The 24554-nt window shown below is 62.5% G+C and carries 23 protein-coding genes and 2 tRNA genes; 10 read left to right on the forward strand and 15 right to left on the reverse strand.

Annotated features, from left to right (window positions below; translation table 11 throughout):
* Nucleotides 1-870, forward strand: a complete 870-nt coding sequence (fdhD, locus tag ACBG85_RS17950; RefSeq protein ID WP_064113167.1) for a formate dehydrogenase accessory sulfurtransferase FdhD — start codon at nucleotides 1-3, stop codon at nucleotides 868-870.
* Here the strand turns inward: fdhD and ACBG85_RS17955 are convergent.
* From ACBG85_RS17955 to aroQ, 3 genes are read right to left on the reverse strand one after another with little or no spacing between them, the layout of a single operon-like run.
* Complete coding sequence (locus tag ACBG85_RS17955) at nucleotides 821-2734, reverse strand: TIM barrel protein (protein WP_372024194.1); 1914 nt, start codon at nucleotides 2732-2734, stop codon at nucleotides 821-823. The genes fdhD and ACBG85_RS17955 overlap by 50 nt on opposite strands.
* Nucleotides 2731-3609 carry a shikimate dehydrogenase gene (locus ACBG85_RS17960; RefSeq protein ID WP_136471181.1) on the reverse strand — a complete coding sequence of 293 codons (879 nt, stop codon included), beginning with the start codon at nucleotides 3607-3609 and terminating at the stop codon, nucleotides 2731-2733. The genes ACBG85_RS17955 and ACBG85_RS17960 overlap by 4 nt, the downstream gene beginning before the upstream one ends.
* Complete coding sequence (gene aroQ / locus ACBG85_RS17965) at nucleotides 3609-4058, reverse strand: type II 3-dehydroquinate dehydratase (RefSeq protein ID WP_042923833.1); 450 nt, start codon at nucleotides 4056-4058, stop codon at nucleotides 3609-3611. Before aroQ ends, ACBG85_RS17960 begins: the two co-directional genes overlap by 1 nt.
* 127 nt (nucleotides 4059-4185) lie before the next feature.
* Here aroQ and ACBG85_RS17970 point away from each other — a divergent pair, with 127 nt between their 5' ends.
* The 3 genes from ACBG85_RS17970 to ACBG85_RS17980 all read left to right on the forward strand — a co-directional run bounded on the left by ACBG85_RS17970 (nucleotide 4186) and on the right by ACBG85_RS17980 (nucleotide 8682).
* Nucleotides 4186-4860, forward strand: a complete 675-nt coding sequence (locus ACBG85_RS17970) for a TetR family transcriptional regulator (protein ID WP_007730968.1) — start codon at nucleotides 4186-4188, stop codon at nucleotides 4858-4860.
* Between the two features lie 71 nt (nucleotides 4861-4931).
* Entirely contained in the window at nucleotides 4932-7154 is a 2223-nt protein-coding gene (locus tag ACBG85_RS17975; protein WP_372024196.1) for a glycoside hydrolase family 3 C-terminal domain-containing protein, read from the forward strand.
* A gap of 190 nt (nucleotides 7155-7344) precedes the next feature.
* Nucleotides 7345-8682 (forward strand): MFS transporter, encoded by a 1338-nt coding sequence (locus ACBG85_RS17980; protein WP_042450291.1) that lies wholly within the window; start codon nucleotides 7345-7347, stop codon nucleotides 8680-8682.
* A 117-nt stretch (nucleotides 8683-8799) separates the two neighbouring features.
* Here ACBG85_RS17980 and clpX read toward each other — a convergent pair whose 3' ends face one another.
* The 5 genes from clpX to ACBG85_RS18005 form a co-directional block, all read right to left on the reverse strand.
* Entirely contained in the window at nucleotides 8800-10080 is a 1281-nt protein-coding gene (gene clpX / locus ACBG85_RS17985; RefSeq protein WP_003944582.1) for an ATP-dependent Clp protease ATP-binding subunit ClpX, read from the reverse strand.
* 332 nt (nucleotides 10081-10412) lie between these two features.
* Nucleotides 10413-11075 carry an ATP-dependent Clp protease proteolytic subunit gene (locus ACBG85_RS17990; RefSeq protein WP_003944539.1) on the reverse strand — a complete coding sequence of 221 codons (663 nt, stop codon included), beginning with the start codon at nucleotides 11073-11075 and terminating at the stop codon, nucleotides 10413-10415.
* 48 nt (nucleotides 11076-11123) lie between these two features.
* On the reverse strand, nucleotides 11124-11711 hold the full coding sequence (locus ACBG85_RS17995; RefSeq protein ID WP_007730960.1) for an ATP-dependent Clp protease proteolytic subunit: 588 nt from the start codon (nucleotides 11709-11711) through the stop codon (nucleotides 11124-11126).
* 216 nt (nucleotides 11712-11927) lie between these two features.
* Nucleotides 11928-13301, reverse strand: coding sequence for a trigger factor (gene tig / locus ACBG85_RS18000; RefSeq protein WP_007730958.1), 1374 nt, complete (start codon nucleotides 13299-13301; stop codon nucleotides 11928-11930).
* Between the two features lie 115 nt (nucleotides 13302-13416).
* Nucleotides 13417-13490: transfer RNA gene (locus tag ACBG85_RS18005), tRNA-Pro, on the reverse strand.
* A 396-nt stretch (nucleotides 13491-13886) separates the two neighbouring features.
* On the opposite strand from ACBG85_RS18005, the gene ACBG85_RS18010 reads away from it, so the two are divergent.
* Together ACBG85_RS18010 and ACBG85_RS18015 are read left to right on the forward strand one after the other, a co-directional pair.
* A tRNA-Gly gene (locus ACBG85_RS18010) sits at nucleotides 13887-13960 on the forward strand.
* A gap of 192 nt (nucleotides 13961-14152) precedes the next feature.
* Nucleotides 14153-14926, forward strand: a complete 774-nt coding sequence (locus tag ACBG85_RS18015; RefSeq protein ID WP_372027872.1) for a DUF1542 domain-containing protein — start codon at nucleotides 14153-14155, stop codon at nucleotides 14924-14926.
* Here ACBG85_RS18015 and ACBG85_RS18020 read toward each other — a convergent pair.
* A complete protein-coding gene (locus ACBG85_RS18020; RefSeq protein WP_003944531.1) occupies nucleotides 14923-15720 on the reverse strand; it encodes an Fpg/Nei family DNA glycosylase in 798 nt (265 codons plus the stop codon). The genes ACBG85_RS18015 and ACBG85_RS18020 overlap by 4 nt on opposite strands.
* Nucleotides 15721-15735: 15 nt before the next feature.
* Complete coding sequence (locus ACBG85_RS18025) at nucleotides 15736-16209, reverse strand: ribose-5-phosphate isomerase (protein ID WP_003944571.1); 474 nt, start codon at nucleotides 16207-16209, stop codon at nucleotides 15736-15738.
* A 100-nt stretch (nucleotides 16210-16309) separates the two neighbouring features.
* Here ACBG85_RS18025 and ACBG85_RS18030 point away from each other — a divergent pair, with 100 nt between their 5' ends.
* Nucleotides 16310-17188, forward strand: coding sequence for a M48 family metallopeptidase (locus ACBG85_RS18030; RefSeq protein WP_269613734.1), 879 nt, complete (start codon nucleotides 16310-16312; stop codon nucleotides 17186-17188).
* Here the strand turns inward: ACBG85_RS18030 and ACBG85_RS18035 are convergent.
* Nucleotides 17176-17799, reverse strand: coding sequence for a DsbA family protein (locus tag ACBG85_RS18035; RefSeq protein ID WP_372024200.1), 624 nt, complete (start codon nucleotides 17797-17799; stop codon nucleotides 17176-17178). The two genes, ACBG85_RS18030 and ACBG85_RS18035, sit on opposite strands and share 13 nt — an antisense overlap.
* 166 nt (nucleotides 17800-17965) lie before the next feature.
* Between ACBG85_RS18035 and ACBG85_RS18040 the strand changes: the two genes are divergently transcribed.
* Entirely contained in the window at nucleotides 17966-19201 is a 1236-nt protein-coding gene (locus tag ACBG85_RS18040) for an NAD(P)/FAD-dependent oxidoreductase (RefSeq protein WP_081558050.1), read from the forward strand.
* 65 nt (nucleotides 19202-19266) lie between these two features.
* Entirely contained in the window at nucleotides 19267-21846 is a 2580-nt protein-coding gene (gene pepN, locus ACBG85_RS18045) for an aminopeptidase N (protein WP_030536648.1), read from the forward strand.
* A gap of 71 nt (nucleotides 21847-21917) precedes the next feature.
* Here the strand turns inward: pepN and ACBG85_RS18050 are convergent, their stop codons facing one another.
* The 3 genes from ACBG85_RS18050 to ACBG85_RS18060 form a co-directional block, all read right to left on the reverse strand.
* Entirely contained in the window at nucleotides 21918-22397 is a 480-nt protein-coding gene (locus ACBG85_RS18050) for a DUF5130 domain-containing protein (protein ID WP_003944512.1), read from the reverse strand.
* Nucleotides 22384-22647 carry a hypothetical protein gene (locus ACBG85_RS18055; RefSeq protein WP_007730943.1) on the reverse strand — a complete coding sequence of 88 codons (264 nt, stop codon included), beginning with the start codon at nucleotides 22645-22647 and terminating at the stop codon, nucleotides 22384-22386. The genes ACBG85_RS18050 and ACBG85_RS18055 overlap by 14 nt, the downstream gene beginning before the upstream one ends.
* A 146-nt stretch (nucleotides 22648-22793) precedes the next feature.
* Nucleotides 22794-23492 (reverse strand): HNH endonuclease, encoded by a 699-nt coding sequence (locus ACBG85_RS18060; RefSeq protein WP_372024203.1) that lies wholly within the window; start codon nucleotides 23490-23492, stop codon nucleotides 22794-22796.
* 182 nt (nucleotides 23493-23674) lie between these two features.
* On the opposite strand from ACBG85_RS18060, the gene ACBG85_RS18065 reads away from it, so the two are divergent.
* Nucleotides 23675-24082: a globin gene (locus tag ACBG85_RS18065; protein WP_003944464.1), complete on the forward strand. Its 408-nt coding sequence runs from the start codon at nucleotides 23675-23677 to the stop codon at nucleotides 24080-24082.
* A gap of 4 nt (nucleotides 24083-24086) precedes the next feature.
* Here the strand turns inward: ACBG85_RS18065 and ACBG85_RS18070 are convergent, their stop codons facing one another.
* Entirely contained in the window at nucleotides 24087-24515 is a 429-nt protein-coding gene (locus ACBG85_RS18070; protein ID WP_228401110.1) for a cupin domain-containing protein, read from the reverse strand.
* Between the last annotated feature and the right edge of the window lie 39 nt (nucleotides 24516-24554).

Raw genomic sequence — 24554 nt, forward strand, 5'->3', positions numbered from 1 at the left:
ATGGGACGAGTCACCGCACGAACACCGGTCGTTCGAATCTCGGGTGATCGGGTCGTCACGCGCCCCGACACGCTGGCCGTCGAGGAACCACTCGAAATGAGAGTGGGCGGTCAGGTGCTGGCAGTGACGATGCGGACCCCCGGCAACGACGTCGACCTCGTGCACGGATTCCTTCTCAGCGAAGGTGTCATCGCCACCCGCGACGACGTGAGCGTCGTCCGCTACTGCGACGGCGTCGACGAATCCGGTGCGAACACGTACAACGTCCTCGACATCGCTCTCGCTCCCGGAGTGCCGTTGCCCGACCACACCACCGATCGGAACACCGTCGTCAGTTCCGCGTGCGGCGTGTGCGGCAAGACCTCGCTCGACGCCGTCCGAACCACGACGCGACATCCGCTGGTCGGTGACACGACTTCCGTCACCTCGACCATCCTGTCGGCCATGCCGGTCACACTGCGGGAGAGCCAACGGATCTTCGAGCGCACCGGTGGCCTGCACGCGGCCGGATTGTTCACCGCCACCGGCGAACTCCTGGCACTGCGCGAGGATGTCGGCCGTCACAACGCCGTCGACAAGGTGATCGGTTGGGCCATCACCGACGGCCGAGTGCCCCTCTACGACACGATCTTGATCGTCAGCGGTCGGGCGTCGTTCGAACTCGTCCAGAAGGCCGTCATGGCCGGCATTCCGATCCTCGGTGCTGTCTCCGCGCCGTCGTCGCTGGCCGTGGAACTAGCGCAGGAGTCCGGGCTGACTCTCGCCGGTTTCATCCGCGGCGATTCGATGAATATCTACTCGCACCCGCACCGAGTCGAGGTCACGTCGAACTCGCGCGCAACTGAGCCGACAGTCGCACAGCGGAGTTGACTTCCCCGTAGCCCTCGTATCCACCCACCCGCTGCACGACCTCGAAGAACAGGTCTCCCCCGACGGTCGGGGTGAACAGGTGGAAGAACTCGCCGTGAGCGTCCGCGTCGTAAAGAATTCCGGTGCTGCGCATCCGGTCGAGCAGTTCCGGATTCAGTCCGAAACGCGCGTCCAGATCGTCGTAGTAGTTCGGGGAAATGGGTAGCGGAGCAAATCCCCAGTCCTGCATGGACGCAGCGGCACCGAAGATGTTCTCACACGCGAAGGCGACGTGGCTGACGCCGCCGCGACGGACCGTCGGCAGCCCACTTCGACTTCCCTCCACCATGTTCAGCGAGATGCGCAGGGTATGTCCGTCACCGCCTTGAACGAGCGTGAGCGCCTGGCTTCGCATGAGGCCGACAGAATCGGTGACGTCCTGCCCCTCGTGTGGTTGCATCTCGAACACGGACCGCAGGAGCAGCATGATGCCGTCCCAGCTCTCGGCCGGAACCGCCAGTGCCACGTGGTCGATCCCGGTGAACACTGCGCCCTGTTCACGATTGCGCTCGGCGGGCAGCGGGTAGATCTCGAATGCCGATTCCCACGCTGCAGCGCTGCCGGGGCCACGAAGGTCGATCGATGTCGCATCGGTGACCTTCAGGCGTACGACGTCCGGTACCTCGGAGTTCTCGTCGCTCGACCCCGGCAACTGCACGCGCGTCGCCGGCACTTCGAGAGCCAGAGCGCGCTCTCCCCACACCTCGGGTTCGGTTGCCCTGATGCCGATCTGAGTCAGAACCGGTAGATCCGCAGGCAGCCCGGGCGCCGTCCACACCGTGCCCGCAGTCGCATCCACGGCAACGGTGAGCGGTCCGTGCCGCCACAACTGCAAATCGTGATCGTGGTGCCGTCCGACAAGATGAAAACCGACGCGGGAGAGCATCGAGTGCACGTGGTCCTGTTTAGCCGGACCCGCAGCGATTCGCAGAGACACGATCCCTTCGAGCGGGGTGCGCTCCGGAGCGGTGAACAGCGTGGGTCCACCGGCGGCAGGGTTCGCGGCAGCGACCTGTTCTTCCAGATGCAGGAGCGACCGATGAGCGTCGATTGCCGTCCGCTGGGTGTCGGCGCGGCGGAATACGTCGTTGAAGATCTCGAGCGACCACGGTCCGTCGTAACCGGTGGCGTAGACATGCTGAGCGAACGCATTGAGATCGAAGCTGCCCTGCCCCGGGAAGTTTCGGTGATGCCGGCTCCACTGGAGGATGTCCATCGCCAAGAACGGAGCGTCCGCCAACTGGAGGAAGAAGATCTTCTCGCCGGGAATCTCGCGAATTCCGGCGGGATCGTCACCGCGCGAGAGGATGTGAAAGCTGTCCAGACAGGTACCGAGCGAAGGATGGTCGACGCCCTCGACGATCTGCCACGCATGGCCGTACGTGTTGACGTGGGCACCCCACGCGAGCGCCTCATAGGCAACCTTCTTGCCGTGCTCGGACGCCAGTTCGGCGAGAGCTCCGAATTGCTCTGTCAACTGACCGTCATCGTGACTCGCGGTCTTCAGGGGCGAGGAGCACACCAGGAGCGTCTCGCACCCCAGTTGATCCATGAGCTCGAATTTGCGTTGCACTCGAACAAGATTCCGAGCAAATTGGGCCTCGTCCACCGTGTCGAAGTCACGGAACGGCTGATACAGATCGAGGGTCAAGCCCAGATCCGCAGCCCTCGTTCGTAATTCCTTCGGGGACCACGGCGAAGCAACAAAATCCGGCTCGAACACCTCGAAGCCGTCGAAGCCGGCAGCAGCGATGGCGTCGAGCTTCTCCTCGAGAGTGCCACTGAGCGATACCGTCGCGATCGACGTCCGGACCGGGGCACTCACAGCGCTGCCGCAGTCTGTTCGCCGTGTACAAGTTCCGTCATGTGCGCGAGCATCCGCTTACTGTCGGGCTCGATGCCCGTGAAGATCCGGAACGCGTCGACGGCCTGGAAGACAGTCATTCCGCCTCCGCTGAGCGTCGGGGCTCCGATCAACCTTGCCTGACGCAACAGTTCGGTTTCGAGTGGACGGTAGACGATTTCGGCCACCCACAGATCAGGGCGAAGCAGATCCGGCGAGAATGCCATTCCGGGATGAGCCGCCATTCCCATCGGCGTCGCGTGGATCAATCCGTTTGCCTTGCCGAGCACTTCGGCGAGGTCGCTCGTGTGCCGCGCCTCGACAACCTGCGCCGGAAACTGCTGCGCGAAGGTTTGTGCAAGTTCCTGCGCGCGAGGCAGGCTCGAATCGACCAACGTCAGCGTCCCGACGCCACGGGTGAGCGCGGCATAGGCAACCGCCGCACCAGCTCCGCCGGCACCGAGCTGCACGACACGATCGAGCTGTGCTCCGGGAAGTCCGTCGTCGAAATTTCGGCCGAAGCCCGACCAATCGGTGTTGTGTCCGATCGCCTTGCCGGCGTCGAAGAGGACCGTGTTCACCGCTCCGAGCCGGCTCGCATCCGGCGAGAGCTCGTCGAGGTGCTCGATCACCAACTGCTTGCACGGGTGAGTGATGTTGAGGCCGCGGAACCCGAAACGTCTTGCATAGGTGAGAAGTTCACCGATGTCCGACGGCGCCATCCCCATCGCATCGAGATCGAGGATGCGGTAGACGTACGGCAGGCCCTGTCTGCGCCCTTCCTCCTCGTGCATGATCGGAGTCAAGGAGGCTCCGATGCCGGTGCCGATCAGACCGCAGAGGATCGAATCACTCATCAGTTCTTCCCTTCTCGGACGCAGACGAATTCGACTGCGGCGCTGTAACCGTCGATTCCCAATCCGCAGATGACAGCGTCGGCGATCCCGGACACGTAGGAGTGGTGACGGAATTCTTCGCGGCCATGGATGTTGCTGATGTGCACCTCCACGACAGGGGCATCGAGTGTGACCAGAGCGTCACGCAACGCAATGGAGGTGTGCGAGTACCCACCGGGATTGATGACGATGCCCGCAACGTTTCCCCTGGCCTCGTGGATCCAATCGATCAGTTGGCCCTCGTGGTTCGACTGCTTTGCCTCGACCATCGCCCCGAACTTCTCGGCCGCCGCTACACAGCGGGAAACTACGTCGTCCAGCGTGTCTCTCCCGTAGAACTCCGGTTGGCGCTGGCCCAACAAATTCAAGTTGGGCCCGTTGAGGACCAGAACCGGTAGAGATGAAGTCATCAGGGGCACCTCGGGGTTGACGCTCGAAACTAATGTACGAACTAGTGAGTTAGTTCACTGGACGTTACTCCCCCGACGCGGACTCGACAAGCAAAGTCGACAAACTGCTGACAGATAGAGTGAACACATGGTTTCCGAGCAGTCAGTGAACTCCGTGGTGTCGAAGCCGGAGAAACGACGCCGAAACAGCGATCTGACCAGGGTGAACATCATCGCCGTCGCCACCGAGGAGTTTGCCGACAAAGGCTTTGCCGGCGCCCGAGTGGACGAGATCGCAACCAAGACTCACACCACCAAGCGCATGATCTACTACTACTTCACCGACAAGGAAGGGCTGTACAAGTCCGTCCTCGAACACGCGTACAGCGTCATTCGTGCGCAGGAACGTGAACTCGACCTCGAGGGATTGAAACCCACGGCAGCAGTCCGCGCCTTGGCCGAACTCACCTTCGACCACCACGAACAACACCCGAACTTCATTCGGCTGGTAGCCAACGAGAACATGCTCCGCGGTGAGCACATCGAGAAATCCGAGCTACTCAGCGGTCTCGGCGCCCCCGCCGCCGACCTGGTCTCGCAGATCCTCCACGACGGACAGCAGTCGGGAGCATTCCGCTCCGACGTAGATGCTCTCGATATTCACATGTTGATCAGCAGTTACTGCGTCTTTCGTATCGCCAATCGTTACACCTTCAAAGCGCTCTTCGACCGCGACCTGACCGACTCGACGCATCGTGAGCATCTTCGAACAATGCTCGGCGACATGGTTGTTGCGTTCTTGACCTCGAAGGCGCCGTCCTGACCCACCCCGAAGTCCGAAAAATCCCCCTACGGTGGTGAGTGGAACTCACAGCTGCCACCGGGAGGAATGACGTGACCGAGAATTACGTAGACGGGCTTTCACTCGAGGAGAAGGCGTCGTTGACGTCGGGCTCGGATTTCTGGCACAGCCAGTCCGTTCCCGGAATCGAATCGATACTCCTGACCGACGGTCCGCACGGAGTCCGGAAACAACCCGAGGGCGGCGACGCACTCGGACTCGGCCACAGCATTCCAGCGACATGTTTCCCACCGGCGGTCGGGTTGGGCTCGTCGTGGAACCTCGACCTCATCCGCCAGGTCGGTGAGGCTCTGGGCGACGAGGCCAAAGCCGAACAGGTCTCGGTCCTCCTCGGCCCAGGCATCAACATCAAACGATCACCCTTGTGTGGCAGGAATTTCGAATACGTCTCCGAGGACCCATTCCTCTCCGGCCGCGTCGCGGCAGCGCTGATCACCGGCATCCAGTCTCGCGGCGTCGGAACCTCGCTCAAGCACTTCGCTGCCAACAACCAAGAACACGACCGGATGAGAGTCAGTGCCGACGTCGACGAACGGACGCTGCGCGAGATCTATCTGGCCGGCTTCGAATACGCCGTCAAGACCGCGGCCCCGACGACGGTCATGTGCTCGTACAACAAGATCAACGGTGTGTACTCGAGCCAGAACCATTGGCTGCTCACCGAGGTACTCCGCGAACAGTGGGGCTTCGACGGCCTCGTCGTTTCGGACTGGGGAGCGGTCAACGACCGCGTGGCGGCACTCGCAGCGGGCCTCGACCTGGAAATGCCGCCGACCGGAACCGATACCCAGATCGTCGACGCCGTGCGCGGCGGCGACCTGGACGAATCAGTGCTCACCACTGCCGCCGAGCGCCTGGCGACGCTGGTGGCACGCACCGCCGCCGCGCGCACCGAAGGCCACACGTACGACGTCGAGCGTCACCACGAACTGGCACGGACCGCTGCAGCGGAGTCCGCTGTCTTGCTGGCCAACGACGGAGAACTGCTGCCGCTGACCCCCGGCGGGCAAACCGTCGCGGTGATCGGCGAATTCGCGTGCAGCCCGCGGTACCAGGGAGCCGGCAGTTCACAGGTGGTCCCGACCAAGCTCGACAATGCTTTGGACGCGATCCTCGACCTCGAAGGCGCCGACCGCGTCACTTTCGCACCGGGCTTCACCTTCGACGGCACTCCGGACGACGACATGGTCACCGAGGCTGTCGACGCCGCACGCCGCGCCGACGTCGCGGTGCTGTTCCTCGGACTACCGTCCGCCACGGAATCCGAAGGATTCGACCGAACCGACATCGAACTGCCGGCTGACCAGATCGCCCTGCTGGAAGCGGTCCACGGCGCGAACCCGAACACGGTCGTCGTGCTCGCCAACGGCGGTGCGGTTGCGATCGAGCCTTGGAAGGATCATGCCGCCGCAATCCTCGAGGGCTGGCTACTCGGCCAGGCGGGCGGCTCGGCGATTGCCGATCTTCTGTTCGGCATCACGAATCCGTCCGGCCGCCTGACGGAGACCATTCCGCTTCGCCTCCAAGACAATCCGTCGTATCTGCATTTCCCGGGATCACAGCAGCACGTCCGCTACGGCGAAGGCCTGTACGTGGGATACCGCTACTACGACTCCGCACTGCGTGAAGTGGCGTACCCGTTCGGGTTCGGGCTGAGCTACACCACCTTCGACATCACCGATACCTCCGTCGAGGCCGGTGAGAACTCCGCCGAAGTGACCGTCACCGTGCGCAACAGCGGCGACCGATCGGGCAGCACCGTCGTTCAGGTCTACGTCCACGACGCCTCGGCAAGCATCGATCGACCCGCGCAGGAATTGAAGGGCTTCGCCAAGGTCCACCTCGACCCCGACGAATCCGCGACTGTGACCATCACGCTCGACACCAGGGCATTTGCCTATTGGTCCGTCGCGGCGCAGGACTGGGCGATCGAACCTGGCGACTACGAGATCCGCGTCGGCTTCTCGTCTCGGGACATCGCAACCACCGACACGATCACCCTGGCCGGGAACGTCGGCGTCGGCACGCTCGACGCCATGTCGACCATCGGCGAATGGCTCGCCCATCCCGTCGGCAGCGCAGTTCTCGGCGCCGCCATGGCTGCCGCAGCGGGCGACGGTGCACAGGCGGTCGGCCCCGAGATGATGGCACTCGCAGGCTCGATGCCGCTCGGAAAACTCGCCACCTTCGGCCTCGGGATCACCGAGGAACAGGTGGAGCAGTTGGTGGCGGCCGCAGCACAGCCGGCCTCCTAACTCTCTGAACTGCGGTTTCGACGAGCAGCGTGACCGCCAGTAGATTTTTATGAACTATTTGGTTAATAATCTTGTGTAGTTGCTGTGGCGTCGGTTACATTCCTTGTATCGCTCTCCGCACAGACGTTCTTTATACGAACACAATCGGCGGATGTAGAGCCTCCACGACGCTTCCACCCAGGAGATGAGCATGTCAGCTAGCACGGTTACACCGTCCGGGCCCGAGGCGGGATCCTTGGCAAGGCCGGATACGACCAAGGTCAAGCGCGCCGCAACATCGTCGTTTCTCGGCAGCATGCTCGAGTACTACGACTTCTACATCTACGCCTCCGCCGCTGCGCTCATCTTCCCCACGGTGTTCTTCCCGGACAGCGGGCATGCGGCTCTACTTTCGCTGGCCACCTTCGGTGTCGCGTACGTCGCGCGTCCCCTCGGCGCTGTAGTCCTCGGCCATTTCGGTGACCGCGTCGGCCGCAAGAAGATCATGCTGCTCACGCTCATTCTGATGGGCGCAGCCACCTTCCTCATCGGATGTATTCCCAGCGCCGATTCGATCGGAGTTCTTGCACCGATCCTTCTCGTCCTGATGAGAATCGCCCAGGGCATCTCCGCTGCCGGTGAACAGAGCGGTGCCAGCTCACTGACGCTCGAACACGCCCCCGAAGGCCGACGCGCGTTCTTCTGCAGTTGGACCCTCAACGGCACCCAGGCCGGCTTCATCCTCGCCAGCCTCGTATTCCTGCCCATCGCCGCGCTCCCCGACGACATCCTTTACACGTGGGGCTGGCGAATCCCGTTCTGGGGCAGCCTGATCGTTCTGGTCGCGGCATACATCATGCGTCTCAAGCTCGAAGAGCCCGAAGAGTTCACCGAGCAGCAGGAATCCAAGACCGTCGCCAAATTGCCTGTTGCCGATCTTCTTCGCACCCACAGCGCAAATCTGATTCGCGTGATCTGCTGCGCTTTCATCGCCGTCGTCTCGACCATCTTCTCCGTCTTCGGTCTCGCTTTCGCCACCACCGAAGAAGTGGGGATTCCGAAGTCGACCATGCTCTGGGTTGCCATCGCAGCCAACGCCGTAGCCCTGCTCAGTCAGCCCGCCTGGGCGATGCTCTCCGACCGGATCGGTCGCAGGCCGCTGTTCATCGGTGGCGCCCTCGGTAGCGCGGTGTTCATCTACGTGTACTTCGGCGCAATCGCCAGCGGCAACGTTCCCCTGATCTTCCTCGCCGCAATCGGATTGATGTCCGTCTTCTACGCTGCCCCGAATGCCATCTGGCCGTCGTTCTACTCCGAGATGTTCAACACCAAGGTCCGCTACTCGGGCATTGCGATCGGCACCCAGGTCGGCTTCGCCCTCGCAGGCTTTGCCCCCGCCATCGGCAACGCCCTCATGGGCGGCGACAAGACACACTGGATGCCCGTTGCCATTCTGACTTCGGTGGCCTGCGTCATCTGCGCGCTCTCGGCGTTCACCGCCAAGGAGACGTTCCGCACTCCCCTCAAGGAACTCGGCAACCCGATCTAGCCGAATACCCGACAGACATCCTGCACGAACCACTGTGTTGCACGAACCACTGTGTTGCACGAACCACTGTGGCCCGGCATCTCGCGAGAGATACCGGGCCACAGTCGTTTTGAAGTTCTACGCCGTCTTGTCGCGACGCTCGCCACGTTCCGGCTTACGCGGAACGATGGTCGGAAGTACGTTGTCGTTGACGGTCTCCGCGGTGACGACCACCTTTTCGACGTCGTCACGGCTGGGAATGTCGTACATCACGGGAAGAAGAACCTCTTCCATGATGGCGCGCAGGCCACGAGCGCCGGTTCCACGCAAGATCGCCTGATCGGCGATAGCGTCGAGCGCTTCTTCGGTGAACTCGAGCTCGACGCCGTCCATGTCGAACAGGCGACGGTACTGCTTGACGAGAGCGTTCTTGGGCTCCGACAAGATCTGAACGAGCGATTCCTTGTCGAGGTTGGTCACCGACGCGATCATCGGCAAACGGCCGATGAACTCGGGAATCAGACCGAACTTGATCAAATCCTCCGGCATGACCTCGGCGAAACGATCGACCGTATCCAGTTCGGCCTTCGACCGAACCTCGGCGCCGAAACCGATACCGCGCTTGCCGACACGATCGGAGACGATCCGCTCGAGACCTGCGAAAGCGCCCGCGACGATGAACAGCACGTTCGTGGTGTCGATCTGAATGAATTCCTGGTGCGGATGCTTACGGCCACCCTGCGGCGGGACGCTCGCCTGCGTACCTTCGAGGATCTTCAGCAACGCCTGCTGAACGCCTTCGCCGGAGACGTCACGCGTGATCGACGGGTTCTCGCTCTTACGGGCGATCTTGTCGACCTCGTCGATGTAGATGATTCCGGTCTCGGCGCGCTTGACGTCGTAGTCGGCAGCCTGAATCAGTTTGAGCAGAATGTTCTCGACGTCCTCACCGACGTAACCGGCCTCGGTCAACGCCGTCGCGTCAGCGATGGCGAACGGGACGTTGAGCATCTTCGCGAGAGTCTGAGCGAGATACGTCTTGCCACAGCCGGTGGGGCCGAGCATCAATATGTTGGATTTCGCGAGCTCAACCGTCTCACCCCGCGCGTCACGGCCCTTGTCGCCGGCCTGAATGCGCTTGTAGTGGTTGTAGACGGCCACGGCCAACGTCCGCTTGGCGGAGTCCTGACCGATGACGTAGTTCTCGAGGAATTCTCGGATCTCCGCAGGCTTGGGAAGCTCGTCGAGCTTGACCTCGCTCGATTCGGCCAATTCCTCTTCGATGATCTCGTTGCAGAGGTCGATGCACTCGTCGCAGATGTACACCCCGGGTCCTGCAATGAGCTTTTTGACCTGCTTCTGACTCTTACCGCAGAAAGAGCACTTGAGCAGATCCCCGCCGTCGCCGATGCGTGCCATCTCGTGAGGTCCCTACTTTCCATCATGTACGTGCACTCGCCGCCACTCGATCGGTCGAGACGCTCCGCAGTACTTCGGTAGTTGTCAGATCAGACAAACTGATCGAACAAATCTGGTCGAACAATCGCAGAACGCCGGTCGAGAACCAGCCCGTGAAGTGACGGTACCCGCAGATCCCGAACGGGGTCGACCTGTTCTCGGCGTTTCGTCTGCGGATAAAAAAGAAAAGAGTCGAGATTTCAGCCTGGCAAGCGCTCCACCAGGCACTTCTCGACGTGTCCGCCTCGTGTCGGGAATCGGGTAACAGATCCTCGACACGAGGCGGAAATCGACTACTTCTGTGCGCTGAGCTTCCGGTAAGCCAGCACGTCGTCGATGATGCCGTACTCCTTGGCCTGCTCGGCCGTGAGGATCTTGTCGCGATCGGTGTCGACGCGGATGGTCTCCGGATCCTTACCCGTGTGCAGCGACAGCGTGCTCTCCATGAGCCGACGCATACGCTCGATCTCCGCAGCCTGGATCTCCAGATCGGAAACCTGACCCTGGATACCGCCCGTAGCCGGCTGGTGGATCAGAATGCGCGAGTTGGGGAGCGCGAAGCGCTTGCCCGGCGTACCGCCGGCCAGAAGCACGGCAGCTGCCGAAGCAGCCTGACCGAGGCAGACGGTGGAAATGTCGGCACGGACGTACTGCATCGTGTCGTAGATCGCCATCAGCGCGGTGAAAGAACCACCGGGCGAGTTGATGTACATCGTGATGTCGCGGTCCGGATCCTGCGATTCGAGAACCAGCAACTGCGCCATGAGGTCGTTGGCGGACACGTCGTCGACCTGCGAGCCGAGGAAGATGATGCGCTCCTCGAACAGCTTGTTGTACGGGTCGGACGTCTTGACGCCGTAGCTGGTCTGCTCCGTGAACTGGGGCAGGATGTAACGCGATTGGGGGCCCGACGGCGCCTGGCCGCCCAGCGAGTTAGCTCCGAAAAGATTGGTCATCAGTTCTCCAAAGTATGAATTGGGCAGCGAAAGGACGGGCGAACCGGCTCAGTTGCCGGTGCCGCCGGCCTGATTCGCACGGGAGACGACGTGGTCGACGAAGCCGTACTCGAGAGCTTCCTTCGCCGTGAACCAACGGTCACGATCGGAGTCCGCGGTGATCTGCTCGACCGTCTGGCCGGTGTGCTGAGCAATCAGCTCGGCCATTTCGCGCTTGGTGTGCTTGAACTGCTCGGCCATGATCGCGATGTCACTGGCGGAACCACCGATGCCGGCGGACGGCTGGTGCATCATGATGCGGGCGTGAGGCAGTGCGTAGCGCTTGCCCTTGGTGCCTGCCGAGAGCAGGAACTGACCCATCGACGCCGCAAGGCCCATGCCGAAGGTGGCGATGTCGCACTCGGCGAACTGCATCGTGTCGAAGATCGCCATACCTGCGGTCACGGATCCACCGGGCGAGTTGATGTAGAGCGAGATGTCTCGCGTCGGGTCCTCGGCCGAGAGCAGCAGGATCTGTGCGCACAGCTTGTTGGCGATGTCGTCGTCGACCTGGGTACCGAGGAAAATGATGCGCTCTCGCAGCAAGCGCTCGTACACCGAGTCGCTGAGGTTCAACCCAGCGGTCGCTGAAGTCATGGCGGGACTCTGCAAAGTCTCCAGGTGATTGGAAGTCACGGTACCTGCCTTCTATGTGGATCTACTTGTGCGGTGGATCGTCTATGCGAAACACTTCTACTGACACAGACAGTAACGAAGTAGGGCGGCACCGGAGTCCCGGTGCCGCCCTACTTCGCTCAAAGCGGAAAACTCAGCGCAGTCGATCGTGGTGAAAACACCCGTCCGCCTGCGTTTTTACTTGTCTTCGCTCTCGGCGGAATCAGACTCGTCCGCTTCGGTTTCGGCCTCACTGCTGCCGAACAGCTCTGCGGTGTCGACAACTGCGCCGGAGGTGTCCTTGACACCGGCCGACTCGACGACGGACGCGAGAGCCTTGCCACGACGGACGTCTGCGAAGACGGCGCCGAGCTGGTTGGCCTGCTGGATCTGCTGGATGAACTGCTCAGGAGCCATGCCGTAACGCTGCGCCTGGAACAGGATGCGCTCGGTGAGCTCGTCCTGACCGACGGTGACGTTGCCCGCATCGGCAATCGAGTCGAGCAAGAGCTGCGTCTTGACGGAGCGCTCAGCGGCTTCCTGTGCATCCTTGTCGAACTCTTCGCGGCTGCTGCCCTGCTCTTCGAGGAGCTTGTTCAGTGCCTCTTCGTCGTGATCGAGACCGTGAACGGCGTCGTGCAGTGCAGCGTCGACCTCAGCCTTGACGACAGCCTCCGGCAACGGAACCTCGACGGTCTCGAGCAGCTGCTCGAGAACCTTGTCGCGGATCTGACCGGCCTGCTCGACCTTGCGGACGCGTGCGACGCGCTCACGGAGGTCAGCCTTCAGTTCTTCCAAGGTGTCGAACTCGCTGGCGAGCTGAGCGAACTCGTCGTCCTCAGCCGGAAGCTCGCGCTCCTTGACCGTCTGCACGGTCACGGTGACAACAGCTTCCTTGCCTGCGTACTCGCCGGCGACCAGCGTCGACGTGAAGTCCTTGGACTCCCCCGCCTTGAGGCCGATGATGGCTTCGTCGAGGCCCTCGATGAGCTGGCCCGAACCGACCTCGTGCGACAGTCCGCTCGCGGTTGCCTCGGCAACGTTCTCGCCGTCGACGGTGGCCGACAGATCGATGGAGACGAAGTCGCCGTCCTCGACTGCGCGGTCGACGCCGGTGAGGGTGCCGAAACGCTGACGCAGCGAAAGCAGCTGCTCTTCGATGGCTTCGTCGGTGATCTCGATCGGATCGACCTCGACGTTGATGGAGCTGAAGTCAGGGAGCTCGATCTCCGGGCGCACGTCGACCTCGGCGGTGAACTCGAGGAGCTCGCCGTCTTCGATCTTGGTGACCTCGATCTCGGGCTGGCCGATGGCCTTCACGCCGGCGCTGGTGACAGCCTCGGAGTAACGCGACGGCAGAGCGTCGTTGACGACCTGCTCGAGCACAGCGCCGCGACCGACACGCGCTTCGAGGAGGCGGGCCGGAGCCTTGCCGGGACGGAAGCCGGGGAGACGAATCTGCTGCGCGAGGGCCTTGTAGGCCTTGTCGAAATCAGACTTGAGTTCCGCGAAGGGCACCTCAACGTTGATACGGACTCGCGTCGGGCTGAGCTGCTCGACGGTGCTCTTCACGAAACTTCGCTCCTTCGTCTGGTCTTGCTCACAACTTGTGTTGAATCGGTACTGCTGTCTGGCGCGGCACTTCACTCCCGGACTTACTGGAGGTGAAGTGCCATGTACGTACTTGTCGGGATGACAGGATTTGAACCTGCGACCCTCCGCTCCCAAAGCGGATGCGCTACCAAGCTGCGCTACATCCCGTTTCCGATCACATGAAACACACGATACGGCCATCCGAGGCCACTAAGACAGCGGGCCACCAAGGGCAGCCACCATCGGTGACCGCGCACAACCCTATCGCGCTCACTACTCTCTCACGAACCCGACCGCCATTTGTACACGGCCCGGCTGTCGACCCCGTCAGTATGTCATCCGACGGCAGCCACATACAGCCTTGCCTCAACTGCCATTCAGAGCCGGAATCAGAAGTCGCGCCTGCGGCCGAGACACCCCGACTCGCCGAGCAATTCGCCAATTCCCCAGGTGAACGACGGTCTCGAACTTCTCTGACCCCCCGATTATGAAATCCGGTGGGGCATTGGGTACAGTTTCGTATCGCAGACGACGAACACGGCGATCCCGAGTTGTCGTATGCACGGGGATGTAGCTCAATGGTAGAGCCTCAGTCTTCCAAACTGATCACGCGGGTTCGATTCCCGTCATCCCCTCCATCAGGAGGGAAACTCCACAAAAGATCCGCATCGGCCCAGCCGGTGCGGATCTTTTGTATTCCGACTTTGTCCACTCAGACCACTCCCCTGCGGTACGTATCCTGGAGTTGTCCGGATCGATTCTGCTCGGGAGGCCACGTGACCACGATTCTTCTCATACTCGTCGTTCTGGCCGTAGTCGTATTCCTGGTCATGAAAAGCCAGCAACGCGGTTCCGGCCACAGCGCAACACAACTCGACGATGCGAAAGCCGATGCCCGGCAGTCGATCGAACGCCTCGGCGGTCAGGTCTACAACCTGACCGGCAGTGACGACGCGTCGCGCCAAGCCCTCGCCGACGCGGCCGAACGGTACAACGCCGCAGGCTCGCAGATCGATCAGGCCGCAACGCCGGTCCAAGCACGTCTCGCGAAACAGACTGCACTGGAAGGGCTTTACTACATCCGCGCGGCACGGGTGGCGATGGGCATGGATCCGGGACCGGAAGTTCCTTCCATCGACGGACAGAAGGCTGCCGGTTCGGTCACCGAAGACCGTGAGGTCGAATTCGAGGGCCGCAAGGTCGCCGCATCACCCAATCCGTCGTCGCACACACCCAACTACTACCCCGGTGGCCGAGTCGCCGGACGCCCGGTCCCGGCCGGCTGGTACTCCGAACCCTGGTGGAAGCCTGCCCTCGTCGCCGGCGCCTGGGGTCTGGGTTCGATGATGCTGTTCTCGACCATGTTCTCCGGCATGGCCGGGGTTCCTTACGGCGCAGAAGCTTTCGCCCAGGGTGGCGATCCCGGCGCCGATACGGGAGCCGGCGACTCCGGCGATCAGGGCATGGACGCCGGTGATTCCGGTGCGGACCAAGGAAGTATGGACAACACGGATTACACCGCAGACGGCGGCTACGACGGTGAGGGCAGCGACTTCGGGGACTTCGGTGGTGGTGGTGGGGACTTCGGCGGCTTCGACTTCTAAGCCGACTGACACACCGGGCACCAGAACAGGTTTCGCGCCTTCATGACGGAATGCAGGATCGGTGTGCCGCACACGCGGCACGGCGATCCTGCTCTTCTGTAGACATAGGTACGCGGACGATCCTTCGCGTACGCCGGATCTCCGTTGTCGTGCTCGGCGCGAACGACGTGCATCTTCCCCCGCCTGACGCCGACTTTCATCAATTCGACTAGGTCTGCCCACATGGCGGTCCACTCGCCGTGAGAGACGAGATTCCCCGGTCGTTCAGGGTTGATTCCGTGACGAAAGAGAAGTTCGGCGCGATAGACGTTGCCGACACCCGCCAGGACCGCCTGGTCCATCAGCAGGGCGCCGATTGCCGTCTTGGACTTGGAGATTCGCAACCAGGCCTTCTCTGGATCCGCGTCGCGGCGCAGTGGGTCCGGCCCGAGTCTGGCCTCGATCGCGGCGACCTGAGGAGGTAGCAGGACTTCGCAGGCGGTGGGACCACGAAGGTCGGTGCCGAAGTCGGCACCGACCATTCGCATCCGGACCTGGCCTACCGGTTCTTCCATCGGCAGGGCGGCGTCGGTGAACTTTCCGTACAACCCGAGGTGTACGTGAACTGTCAGACCGTTGTCGTACGTGTGCCAGAGGTGCTTTCCCCAGGCATCCGAGGACGTGAGTACGTGTCCGTCCACCAGGCGCGCGTCCTCGGCGAATCTGCCTTGCGGACTGAGGACGCGGACCGGTGAACCGACGAACTTGCGGGCATGCAACCGTGCCAGCCGGTGCAGGGTATGACCTTCAGGCACGGAACAACTTTCGGATCAGGCTTGCGGCAGAGCCGGTGCGACGCCGGTCTTCTCGTACTCGGACAGGATGTCAATACGACGCTGGTGGCGCTCTTCACCCGACCATGCGGTGGCGAGGAAAGCGTCGACGATGGCAAGCGATTCCTCGAGGGAATGCATACGCCCGCCGATGCCGATCAGCTGAGCGTTGTTGTGCTCACGTGCCAGCTTCGCCGTTTCGACGCTCCAAGCGAGGGCGCACCGTGCGCCGGGAACCTTGTTCGCTGCGATCTGCTCGCCGTTGCCACTGCCACCCAGGACGATTCCCAGGCTGCCTTCGTCGGCGACGACGCGCTTTGCGGCTTCGATGCAGAAAGCCGGGTAGTCGTCCACGGCGTCGTACTCGTGAGCACCACAGTCGATGGCCTCGTGGCCGTTCGCTTTCAGGTGTTCGATGATCTCGTTCTTACGTTCGAATCCGGCATGGTCGGCACCCAGGTATACGCGCATGGCGACAATTCTCTCAGGCCCGACCAGCCGGGCGCACCCGGGTCGACGTCACACTTTCAGGAACACGCATCACCGCGCGAGCACACCTATCGTGGTGCCCATGTACCCCGTCAACGGCCAGGCCGCTGCACCCGCCGTTCGTGTGTCACCGGGCAGTGACGCCGTTCGCCACCCGTGGGAAATCCCGCTACTCGTGCTCGCGGTGCTGACGACGGTCGTCACTTATGTGGTGGCGATCGTTCTGATCGCTGCGGGTGATCTGTCGACGTGGATCCTCGTGGTGCTCGCGGCTCCGATCCTGCTGTTCCTCGCGCGAGGTCAGCTGTACGGATCGCAACAGGTCAACGGAATCAAGATGACGCCTTCACAGTTTCCGGAGGGGTATCAGCTGGTTGCCGAGGCTGCGGCACGATTCGGCATGAAAACTCCGCCGGATGCCTACGTCGTGCTGGGGAACGGACGGATCAACGCGTTCGCGTCGGGGCACGGATTTCGCCGTTTCGTCGTCGTCTACAGCGACCTGTTCGAAGTCGGTGGGCAGGCACGCGAGCCCGATGCGCTCGCATTCATCATCGGCCACGAGGTCGGCCACATCGCTGCCGGGCATGCGTCGTACTGGCGCCAGTGGGGACAGTTCGCGTCGAACTACATTCCGGTGATCGGGTCTTCGCTGTCGCGTTCCATGGAGTACACGGCGGACAACTTCGGCTTTCACATGCGTCCGCAGGGTGCACCGGGCGCGATGGGCGTCCTCGGCGCGGGAAAGTATCTGGTGGGTCTGGTCGGGTTCGACGAACTGGCCGATCGGGCGACACTCGAATCCGGGTTCTTCCCGTGGTTCGTCAACATCTTGTCGTCGCATCCTGTGCTGACCTGGCGTGCGGCTGCACTTCGCAACCGCACGCACTCAGGGCATCTGTTCTTCCGGCCGGGCCAGCTCTACCGAAATCCGACGCTCACTGCCGCTCAGTCGAACTGAGGATCCTCGTTGCGGGTCCGCTTGAGCTCGAAGAAGTGGGGGTAGCCGGCCAGCGCGACTGCGCCGTCCCACACCTTGCCTGCGTCCTCGCCGCGCGGGATGCGTGAGAGCACGGGGCCGAAGAACGCCACGCCGTTGACATGGATCGTCGGGGTTCCGACGTCGGGTCCGACGGCGTCCATGCCCTTGTGGTGGCTCTCGCGCAGAGCCTCGTCGTACTTGTCGGTGTCGGCGGCCTCGGCCAGTTCAGGTGGCAGGCCGACCTCGGCGAGGGACGACTTGATGACGTCGGCGAAGTCCTTGTTGCCCTCGTTGTGAATCTTCGTCCCCATAGCCGTGTACAGCGGCAGCAGGATCTCGTCACCCTTCAGCTGCGCTGCAGCGATGGCGACACGGACCGGGCCCCAGGCCTTGGCCATCATCTCCCGGTACTCGTCGGGAAGGTCACGGCCCTCGTTGAGAACCGCAAGGCTCATCACGTGGAACTTGGCCTCGATGTCGCGTACCTGCTGGGCCTCGAGAATCCAGCGTGATGTGATCCAGCACCACGGGCAGAGCGGATCGAACCAGAAGTCAGCAGTGTCCGTGGTCTTGCTCGAGGTTGCGCTCACGAAGAAACTCCCTATCAGTTCATGTCGGTCAGGTCATATCAGTTCCGGGACATACTCCCGTCCTGCCAACAATCATGAACCCGCAATCCTTCCCGCGCTTTCCCCCGAACCACCTCCCGATCGCAGTAGTGTCGAAAAGAAACGAGTACGAAGGAGTGGTTCAGTAATGAGCACCAACCGGAGATTCGTGATCGTCGGCGGCGGGCTCGCGGGCGCAAAGATCGCAGAAGCCCTGCGTGACAGAGATTTCGACGGTGAGATCACCGTATTGAGTGAAGAAGACCACCTCCCGTACGAGCGTCCGCCGCTGTCGAAAGAGTTCTTCGCAGGCAAGAAGACACTCCCCGAATTCACCGTCCACGACGGCGAGTGGTTTCGGGACCATCATGTCGATCTTCGCCCGGGAACGACGGCAACGGCCATCGACCCCGCTGCGCACACCGTGTCACTTCCGGACGGTTCCACGATCAGCTACGACAAGCTCGCCTTGGCCACCGGTTCGCGGTCGCGGCGCCTCGACATCCCGGGATCCGACGCCGAGGGCGTTCACTACGTGCGAACAGTCGATCAGGCCGCCGCGCTGCTGCGCACCCTGGCCGCCGACAAGAAGCTCGTCGTGATCGGTGCCGGCTGGATCGGCCTCGAAATTGCCGCGTCAGCTCGCGGTTTCGACGTCGACGTCACCGTGCTCGAGCATGCCGGACTTCCGCTCGAATCGACCCTCGGCCCGGAAATGGGTGAGGTCTTCGCCGCACTGCACCGCCAGAACGGGGTGGACTTACGCACCGGCACGGACGTCACCGCAATCTCTGTCGACGGCGGTCACGCCTCGGGCGTCACTTTGAGCGATGGAACCGTGATTCCGGCCGACGCCGTGTTGATCGCTGTCGGCGCATTGCCGAACACCGAGTTGGCATCGGAGGCGGGTATCGACGTCGACAACGGGGTTCTCGTCGACGCCGGTCTGCAGAGCAGCGACCCCGACGTGGTCGCAGTGGGTGACATCGCGGCCGCACAGCATCCGATTCTGAATGCACGAATTCGGGTGGAGCACTGGGCAAACGCACTCAACCAACCCGAGACGGCCGCAGAGACCATGTTGGGACGGCCCGCCGAGTACGTCCGCATGCCGTATTTCTTCACCGATCAGTACGACCTCGGAATGGAATACGTAGGTCACGCACCGCACGGCGGCTACTCGAGTGTCGTCACTCGCGGCGACGTTGACAAGCGCGAGTTCCTGGCATTCTGGCTCGATTCCGCGAACAAGGTGCTCGCCGGCATGAACGTGAACATCTGGGATGCCGGTGACGCCATCAAGGAATTGGTCGCGTCTTCGCGTCCCGTCGATCCGGAGCGGTTGGCCGATCCGGAGATTCCGCTGGCAGAAGTGTCCGCTTGAGTGAAGTCGTTCTCTTCGTGATGGGATGGACGTAATAGATCCGCACCATCTACGAGGAGATCTTTGTGGTCGCACCGAACCTGACACGCGAAACCGCAGCGCAACGGTCAGCAATCCTGACCGTCGAGAACTACCTGATCGAACTCGATCTCACCGACGGCAAAGACGCACCCGGCGAGGAGACGTTCTCCTCGAAGACCACCGTCACGTTCACCGCCACGGCCGGAGCAAGCAGCTTCATCGACATCGTCGCGGCCAGAGTCCATTCCGCGGTCCTCAACGGCACCGCGCTCGACGTCTCCGGCTACGACGAGTCGACGGGCATCAGCCTGCCTGATCTCGCTGCCGACAACGAGTTGGTCATCGAGGCCGATTGCATCTACTCCCACACCGGCGAGGGACTGCACCGATTCGTCGACCCGACCGATGACTCCGTCTACCTCTATTCACAGTTCGAGACGGCCGACGCCAAGCGCATGTTCGCGTGCTTCGATCAGCCTGATCTCAAGGCCACGTTCGACGTCCGCGTCACCGCTCCCACGTCGTGGAAGGTCATCTCCAACTCCGCGGTCGTCGAGACCCTTGCCGCCGATCCCGGCAAGCACGTCTTCAGGACCACCCCGAAGATGAGCACGTACCTGGTAGCGCTCATCGCCGGTCCCTACGCGCAGTGGACCGACAACTACTCCGACGAGCACGGCGACATCCCGCTCGGAATCTTCTGCCGCGCTTCGCTGGCCGAGTTCATGGACGAGGAGCGACTGTTCACCGAGACCAAGCAGGGATTCGACTTCTATCACCGCAACTTCGGTGTTCCCTATGCTTTCGGCAAGTACGACCAGCTCTTCGTCCCCGAATTCAATGCCGGCGCGATGGAGAATGCCGGCGCCGTGACATTCCTCGAGGACTACGTCTTCCGCTCCAAGGTGACCCGCTACTCGTACGAACGTCGTGCCGAAACGGTCCTGCACGAAATGGCGCACATGTGGTTCGGCGACCTCGTCACGATGGCGTGGTGGGACGACCTGTGGCTCAACGAGTCGTTCGCGACCTTCGCTTCGGTCCTGTGCCAGACCGAGGCCACGGAGTACACGAACGCCTGGACGACGTTCGCCAACGTCGAGAAGTCGTGGGCGTACCGCCAGGACCAGTTGCCGTCGACGCACCCGATTGCCGCGGACATTCCGGACCTGGCCGCCGTCGAGGTGAACTTCGACGGCATCACGTACGCGAAGGGCGCCAGCGTCCTCAAGCAGTTGGTGGCATACGTCGGACTCGAGCCGTTCCTCGCCGGACTGCGTGAGTACTTCCGTGAGCACGCATTCGGAAACGCAACCTTCGACGATCTGCTGGGCTCACTCGAAAAGTCCTCGGGCCGTGACCTTTCCGACTGGGGTCGGCAGTGGCTCAAGACCACCGGTTTGAACATCCTGCGCCCCGACTTCGATGTCGACGCAGACGGAAAGTTCACCCGCTTCGCCGTCCTGCAGGACGGTGCTGCACCAGGCGCCGGCGAGCGGCGAATCCACCGGATCGCCATCGGCATCTACGACGACGTCGACGGCAAGTTGGTACGAAGCCATCGCGTCGAACTCGACCTCGATGCTGTGGAAAGCACGGATGTCCCCGAACTTGTCGGCGTCGCCCGCGGTGCACTCGTGTTGGTCAACGACGACGATCTCACCTACGGCTCCGTGCGACTCGATCCCGAATCGTTGGCGACGGCGATCGAGCGGGTCGGCGACATCACCGACTCACTCCCCCGCACCCTGGTCTGGTCGGCGGCGTGGGAAATGACCCGTCAAGCCGAACTGAAGGCACGCGACTTCGTCGCGCTGGTCGAGCGCGGCATCAGTTCGGAGACCGAAGTCGGTGTGGTGCAACGTCTCTTGCTCCAAGCCCAAACCGCCATCGGCTCCTACGCAGATCCGGCCTGGGCCGAGGCCGAAGGCGCGGCGAGCTTCGCCAATCGGTTGCTCGAACTCGCACGTGAGGCAGAGGCCGGGTCCGACCACCAGCTGGCATTCGTCAACGCACTCACCGGCGCAGCACTCTCCCCGTGGCACACCGAGGTACTGCGCGAATTGCTCGACGCCGATCCCTCCACCGTTGGGCTCGACGGCCTGATCGTCGACACGGACCTGCGCTGGCGCATCGTCGGGGCACTCGCGGCCGCCGGTGAGATCGACGCCGAAGGAACCGCAACTCCATTCATCGACGCCGAAGCTCAGCGTGACCCGACCGCTGCGGGCGCTCGTCAAGCCGCGGCGGCCGCGGCCGGACGTCCGCAGGTCGCTGTCAAGGAAGAGGTCTGGGCAAAGGTCGTCGGCGACGACTCCGTGCCCAACATCACCGCGCGATCGATCATCGGCGGGTTCGCTCGCGAAGGCCAGGACGAATTGCTCGAGCCCTTCGTCTCCCGCTACTTCGCCGATATCGCGGCGGTGTGGGAACGACGCTCGAGCGAAGTGGCACAGACGGTCGTCATCGGGCTGTACCCGTCGTGGTCGATCTCGGACGAATCCGTAGCGGCAGCAGACCGGTTCCTCGAAGGCGACATCCCTCCCGCGTTGCGTCGCCTGGTCGTCGAAGGCCAGGCCGGCGTGGTTCGTTCACTCGCAGCACGAAAGTTCGACGCGAGCTGACATGCGAAAGGCCGGTGACCGCGTCGATTCTCACGAATCGACGCGGGCACCGGCCTGTGTCTGACAAACAGTTACGGCGCTGAAATTGCGGCTGCCATAACGCGGATAGCGCTGATCAGTCCGTCGATCAGGTTGCCTTCACTGAAGGATGCAACAGCTGCCGTTGCTCCGAGCTGGGTAACACGATCGGTGACCCGATCGGCGATTGCCCGACCGCTGCGAACCTCGACGGTGCGCTGGTTGGGCGAAACGGCGATCAGGACGGAACGCTCGGCTTCGGGCGTGGTCGGGAACAATGCGTCGGCACCCGCTGCCGGATCAGAACCGAGATCACCGACGTACGCGTTGAACCGCACCTTGGTGGCCCGCGTCGCTTCGGTCATCGCGACGTCGAGCGCGACCAGATCCATGGTCTCGAACGGAAGATCGTCGGTGAACGGCTCGCCGATGCGATGCACACCGGATACGCGTCCACTGGACGTGACGACGCTGCCGACGGGCAGGTCCTCGGGCGCTACTGCGAGCGCGGTCGAATGATCACCACTTGCCACTTGCGGACCCTCCGATCAGATCAGCCGAACCGGCTTCGATTGCGTGTGCACTGCCGTGATGGCCACCGCGAACGGTGACCTCGTCGACAGCACTCCACAGCACGGGAGCGTGATCCCACGACTCACCGAGATGGAACGCCGGCGGAACCGGTCCCGGCGTCTTCTTCCCGAGGAAGGACGCAGCCGCGAAGAACGCGGTGATCAAGGCCGGAATCCCAACGTATATCAGTACTACCTCGAGAATGCTCACACCAGATAACGTAGCCCAGAACGCCAGGAAGGAAAGCGTCAGGGCCACAAATTCTCGGGCAATTTCGTTTCGGTGACGCTAGAACTCAATTCAGGCTGCGCCCACGCCGACACATAGCTCAGGCTGCGCCCACGCCGACACATAGCTCAGGCTGCGCCCACGCCGAGATAAGGCATCCACGCCGGATGCAATTCCTTGGTCGCCGCGAGCAGACGCCAGTGAGGTCCGGACGGCGGGACCAATTCCGCACGGAGGGTCCATCCGAGTTCGCTGAGCATCTTGTCGGCCTTGCGGTGATTGCAGGGGGCACAGCACGCGACGCAGTTCTCCCACGAATGCCCGCCACCTCTGCTGCGAGGAACGACGTGGTCGATGGTTTCGGCTTTGGCTCCGCAGTACGCACATCGGAAGTGGTCACGATGCATCAGCGCGGCACGAGTCATGGGGATGCGGGCGCGATATGGAACGCGCACGTAGGTGCGCAATCGAATGACCGAGGGAACCTGCACCGACCAGTCCGCGGAATGGACTACCGGGCCCTGTTCGTCCTCGTGGACGGTATCGGCCTTGCCGCAGGCCATCAGTACGACCGCGCGCCTGGCAGGAAGGGCGGTCAGCGGTTCGTACGTGACGTTGAGCAGTAGCACCCGACGTTTCACCCACTCGGGGACGACGCGATCGGGAGGGAACATCTCGAGGTGAGAATGCTCGTCGGAAAAGAGTGGGTCGGTAGTGTGCGCGAACCCGTCAGGAACAACTTCCAGAACAGCCCCTAACGCGTGGTCGTTCCGCGCGCTAGTGGGCTGGAGTTGTCGGTGATTGCGTGCAGTATGTCGGTTCTTCATACGACCTCCGGGAGACTGCCCCCAAGTTGACCACGGATGATCGCGTTACGCACTCCCATTTCGAACAAAATTGCCAGGACGGCCGGTGAATTTCCGGTGAATGGGTACGCACTCCGACTCGATACAACCGTCGTCGACCCGGAAACCGACCACTACGGCCGTCAGGCACAATGGAACTTGCCATGAATGACGTACAGCACGACGTGCAGCAGACCTTCTACGACGCCGTCGGCGGAGCCGAGACGTTTCACAAGCTCACCGCGCGATTTTACGAAGAGGTCGCGAAGGACGAGGTTGTGCGCCCGCTCTACCCCGAGGCCGATCTCGGCCCGGCCGAGCGGCGGATGCGGATGTTCCTCGAGCAGTACTGGGGCGGACCGCACACGTACTCGGAGGAACGTGGACACCCGCGTCTGCGGATGCGCCACAATCCATTCGTGATCGGCCCGATCGAGCGTGATGCGTGGCTGCGGTGCATGCACGTCGCCATCGCGTCCATCGACGAGAAGACTCTGAGCCCGGTGCACCGCAAGCAGTTGATCGACTACATGGAGATGGCTGCCGCGTCCATGGTGAACTCCGCTATCTGACCGTCTACCTAGCCTTCGGCCTGAACACGCGCGCGACCCGGCGGACTGCTCGTACCCCGAACGACACCGTGGGATGCAGGGGCGAACTCAAGATTGCATGCTTGCGCACGTACTCTTCGACCTCCCACTCCGACCAACTGCCCGCACGGAAGAGTGCGGCATCGCCGACACTCAGGGTTCGCTCGGCGATTCCGTCGGCCTGAACGGTGACCGACCCTTCGATGATGTGCACGATTTCGTCCGCGTGGAAGTACCAGCGGAAGCGCCCCTTCGTGCAATCCCAGACGTGTGTAGTCGTGGTCCCGTCTTTACTCGCCGACCATTGCGCCGACCGTGCAACCGGTGTGCCGAAGATTATCCAGTCGCGGTTGATGGGATCATCTTCGAGCAGTACATGATCCAAACTGACCGCTTCGATTGCCGACAAAGTCAAGGCCAAGCCCCCTTGGTTGAATTCCCGAATACTTCTCCC

It is taken from the genome of Rhodococcus sp. NyZ502 (assembly GCF_041464245.1).
GTDB classification, from domain to species: Bacteria; Actinomycetota; Actinomycetes; order Mycobacteriales; family Mycobacteriaceae; genus Rhodococcus_F; species Rhodococcus_F qingshengii.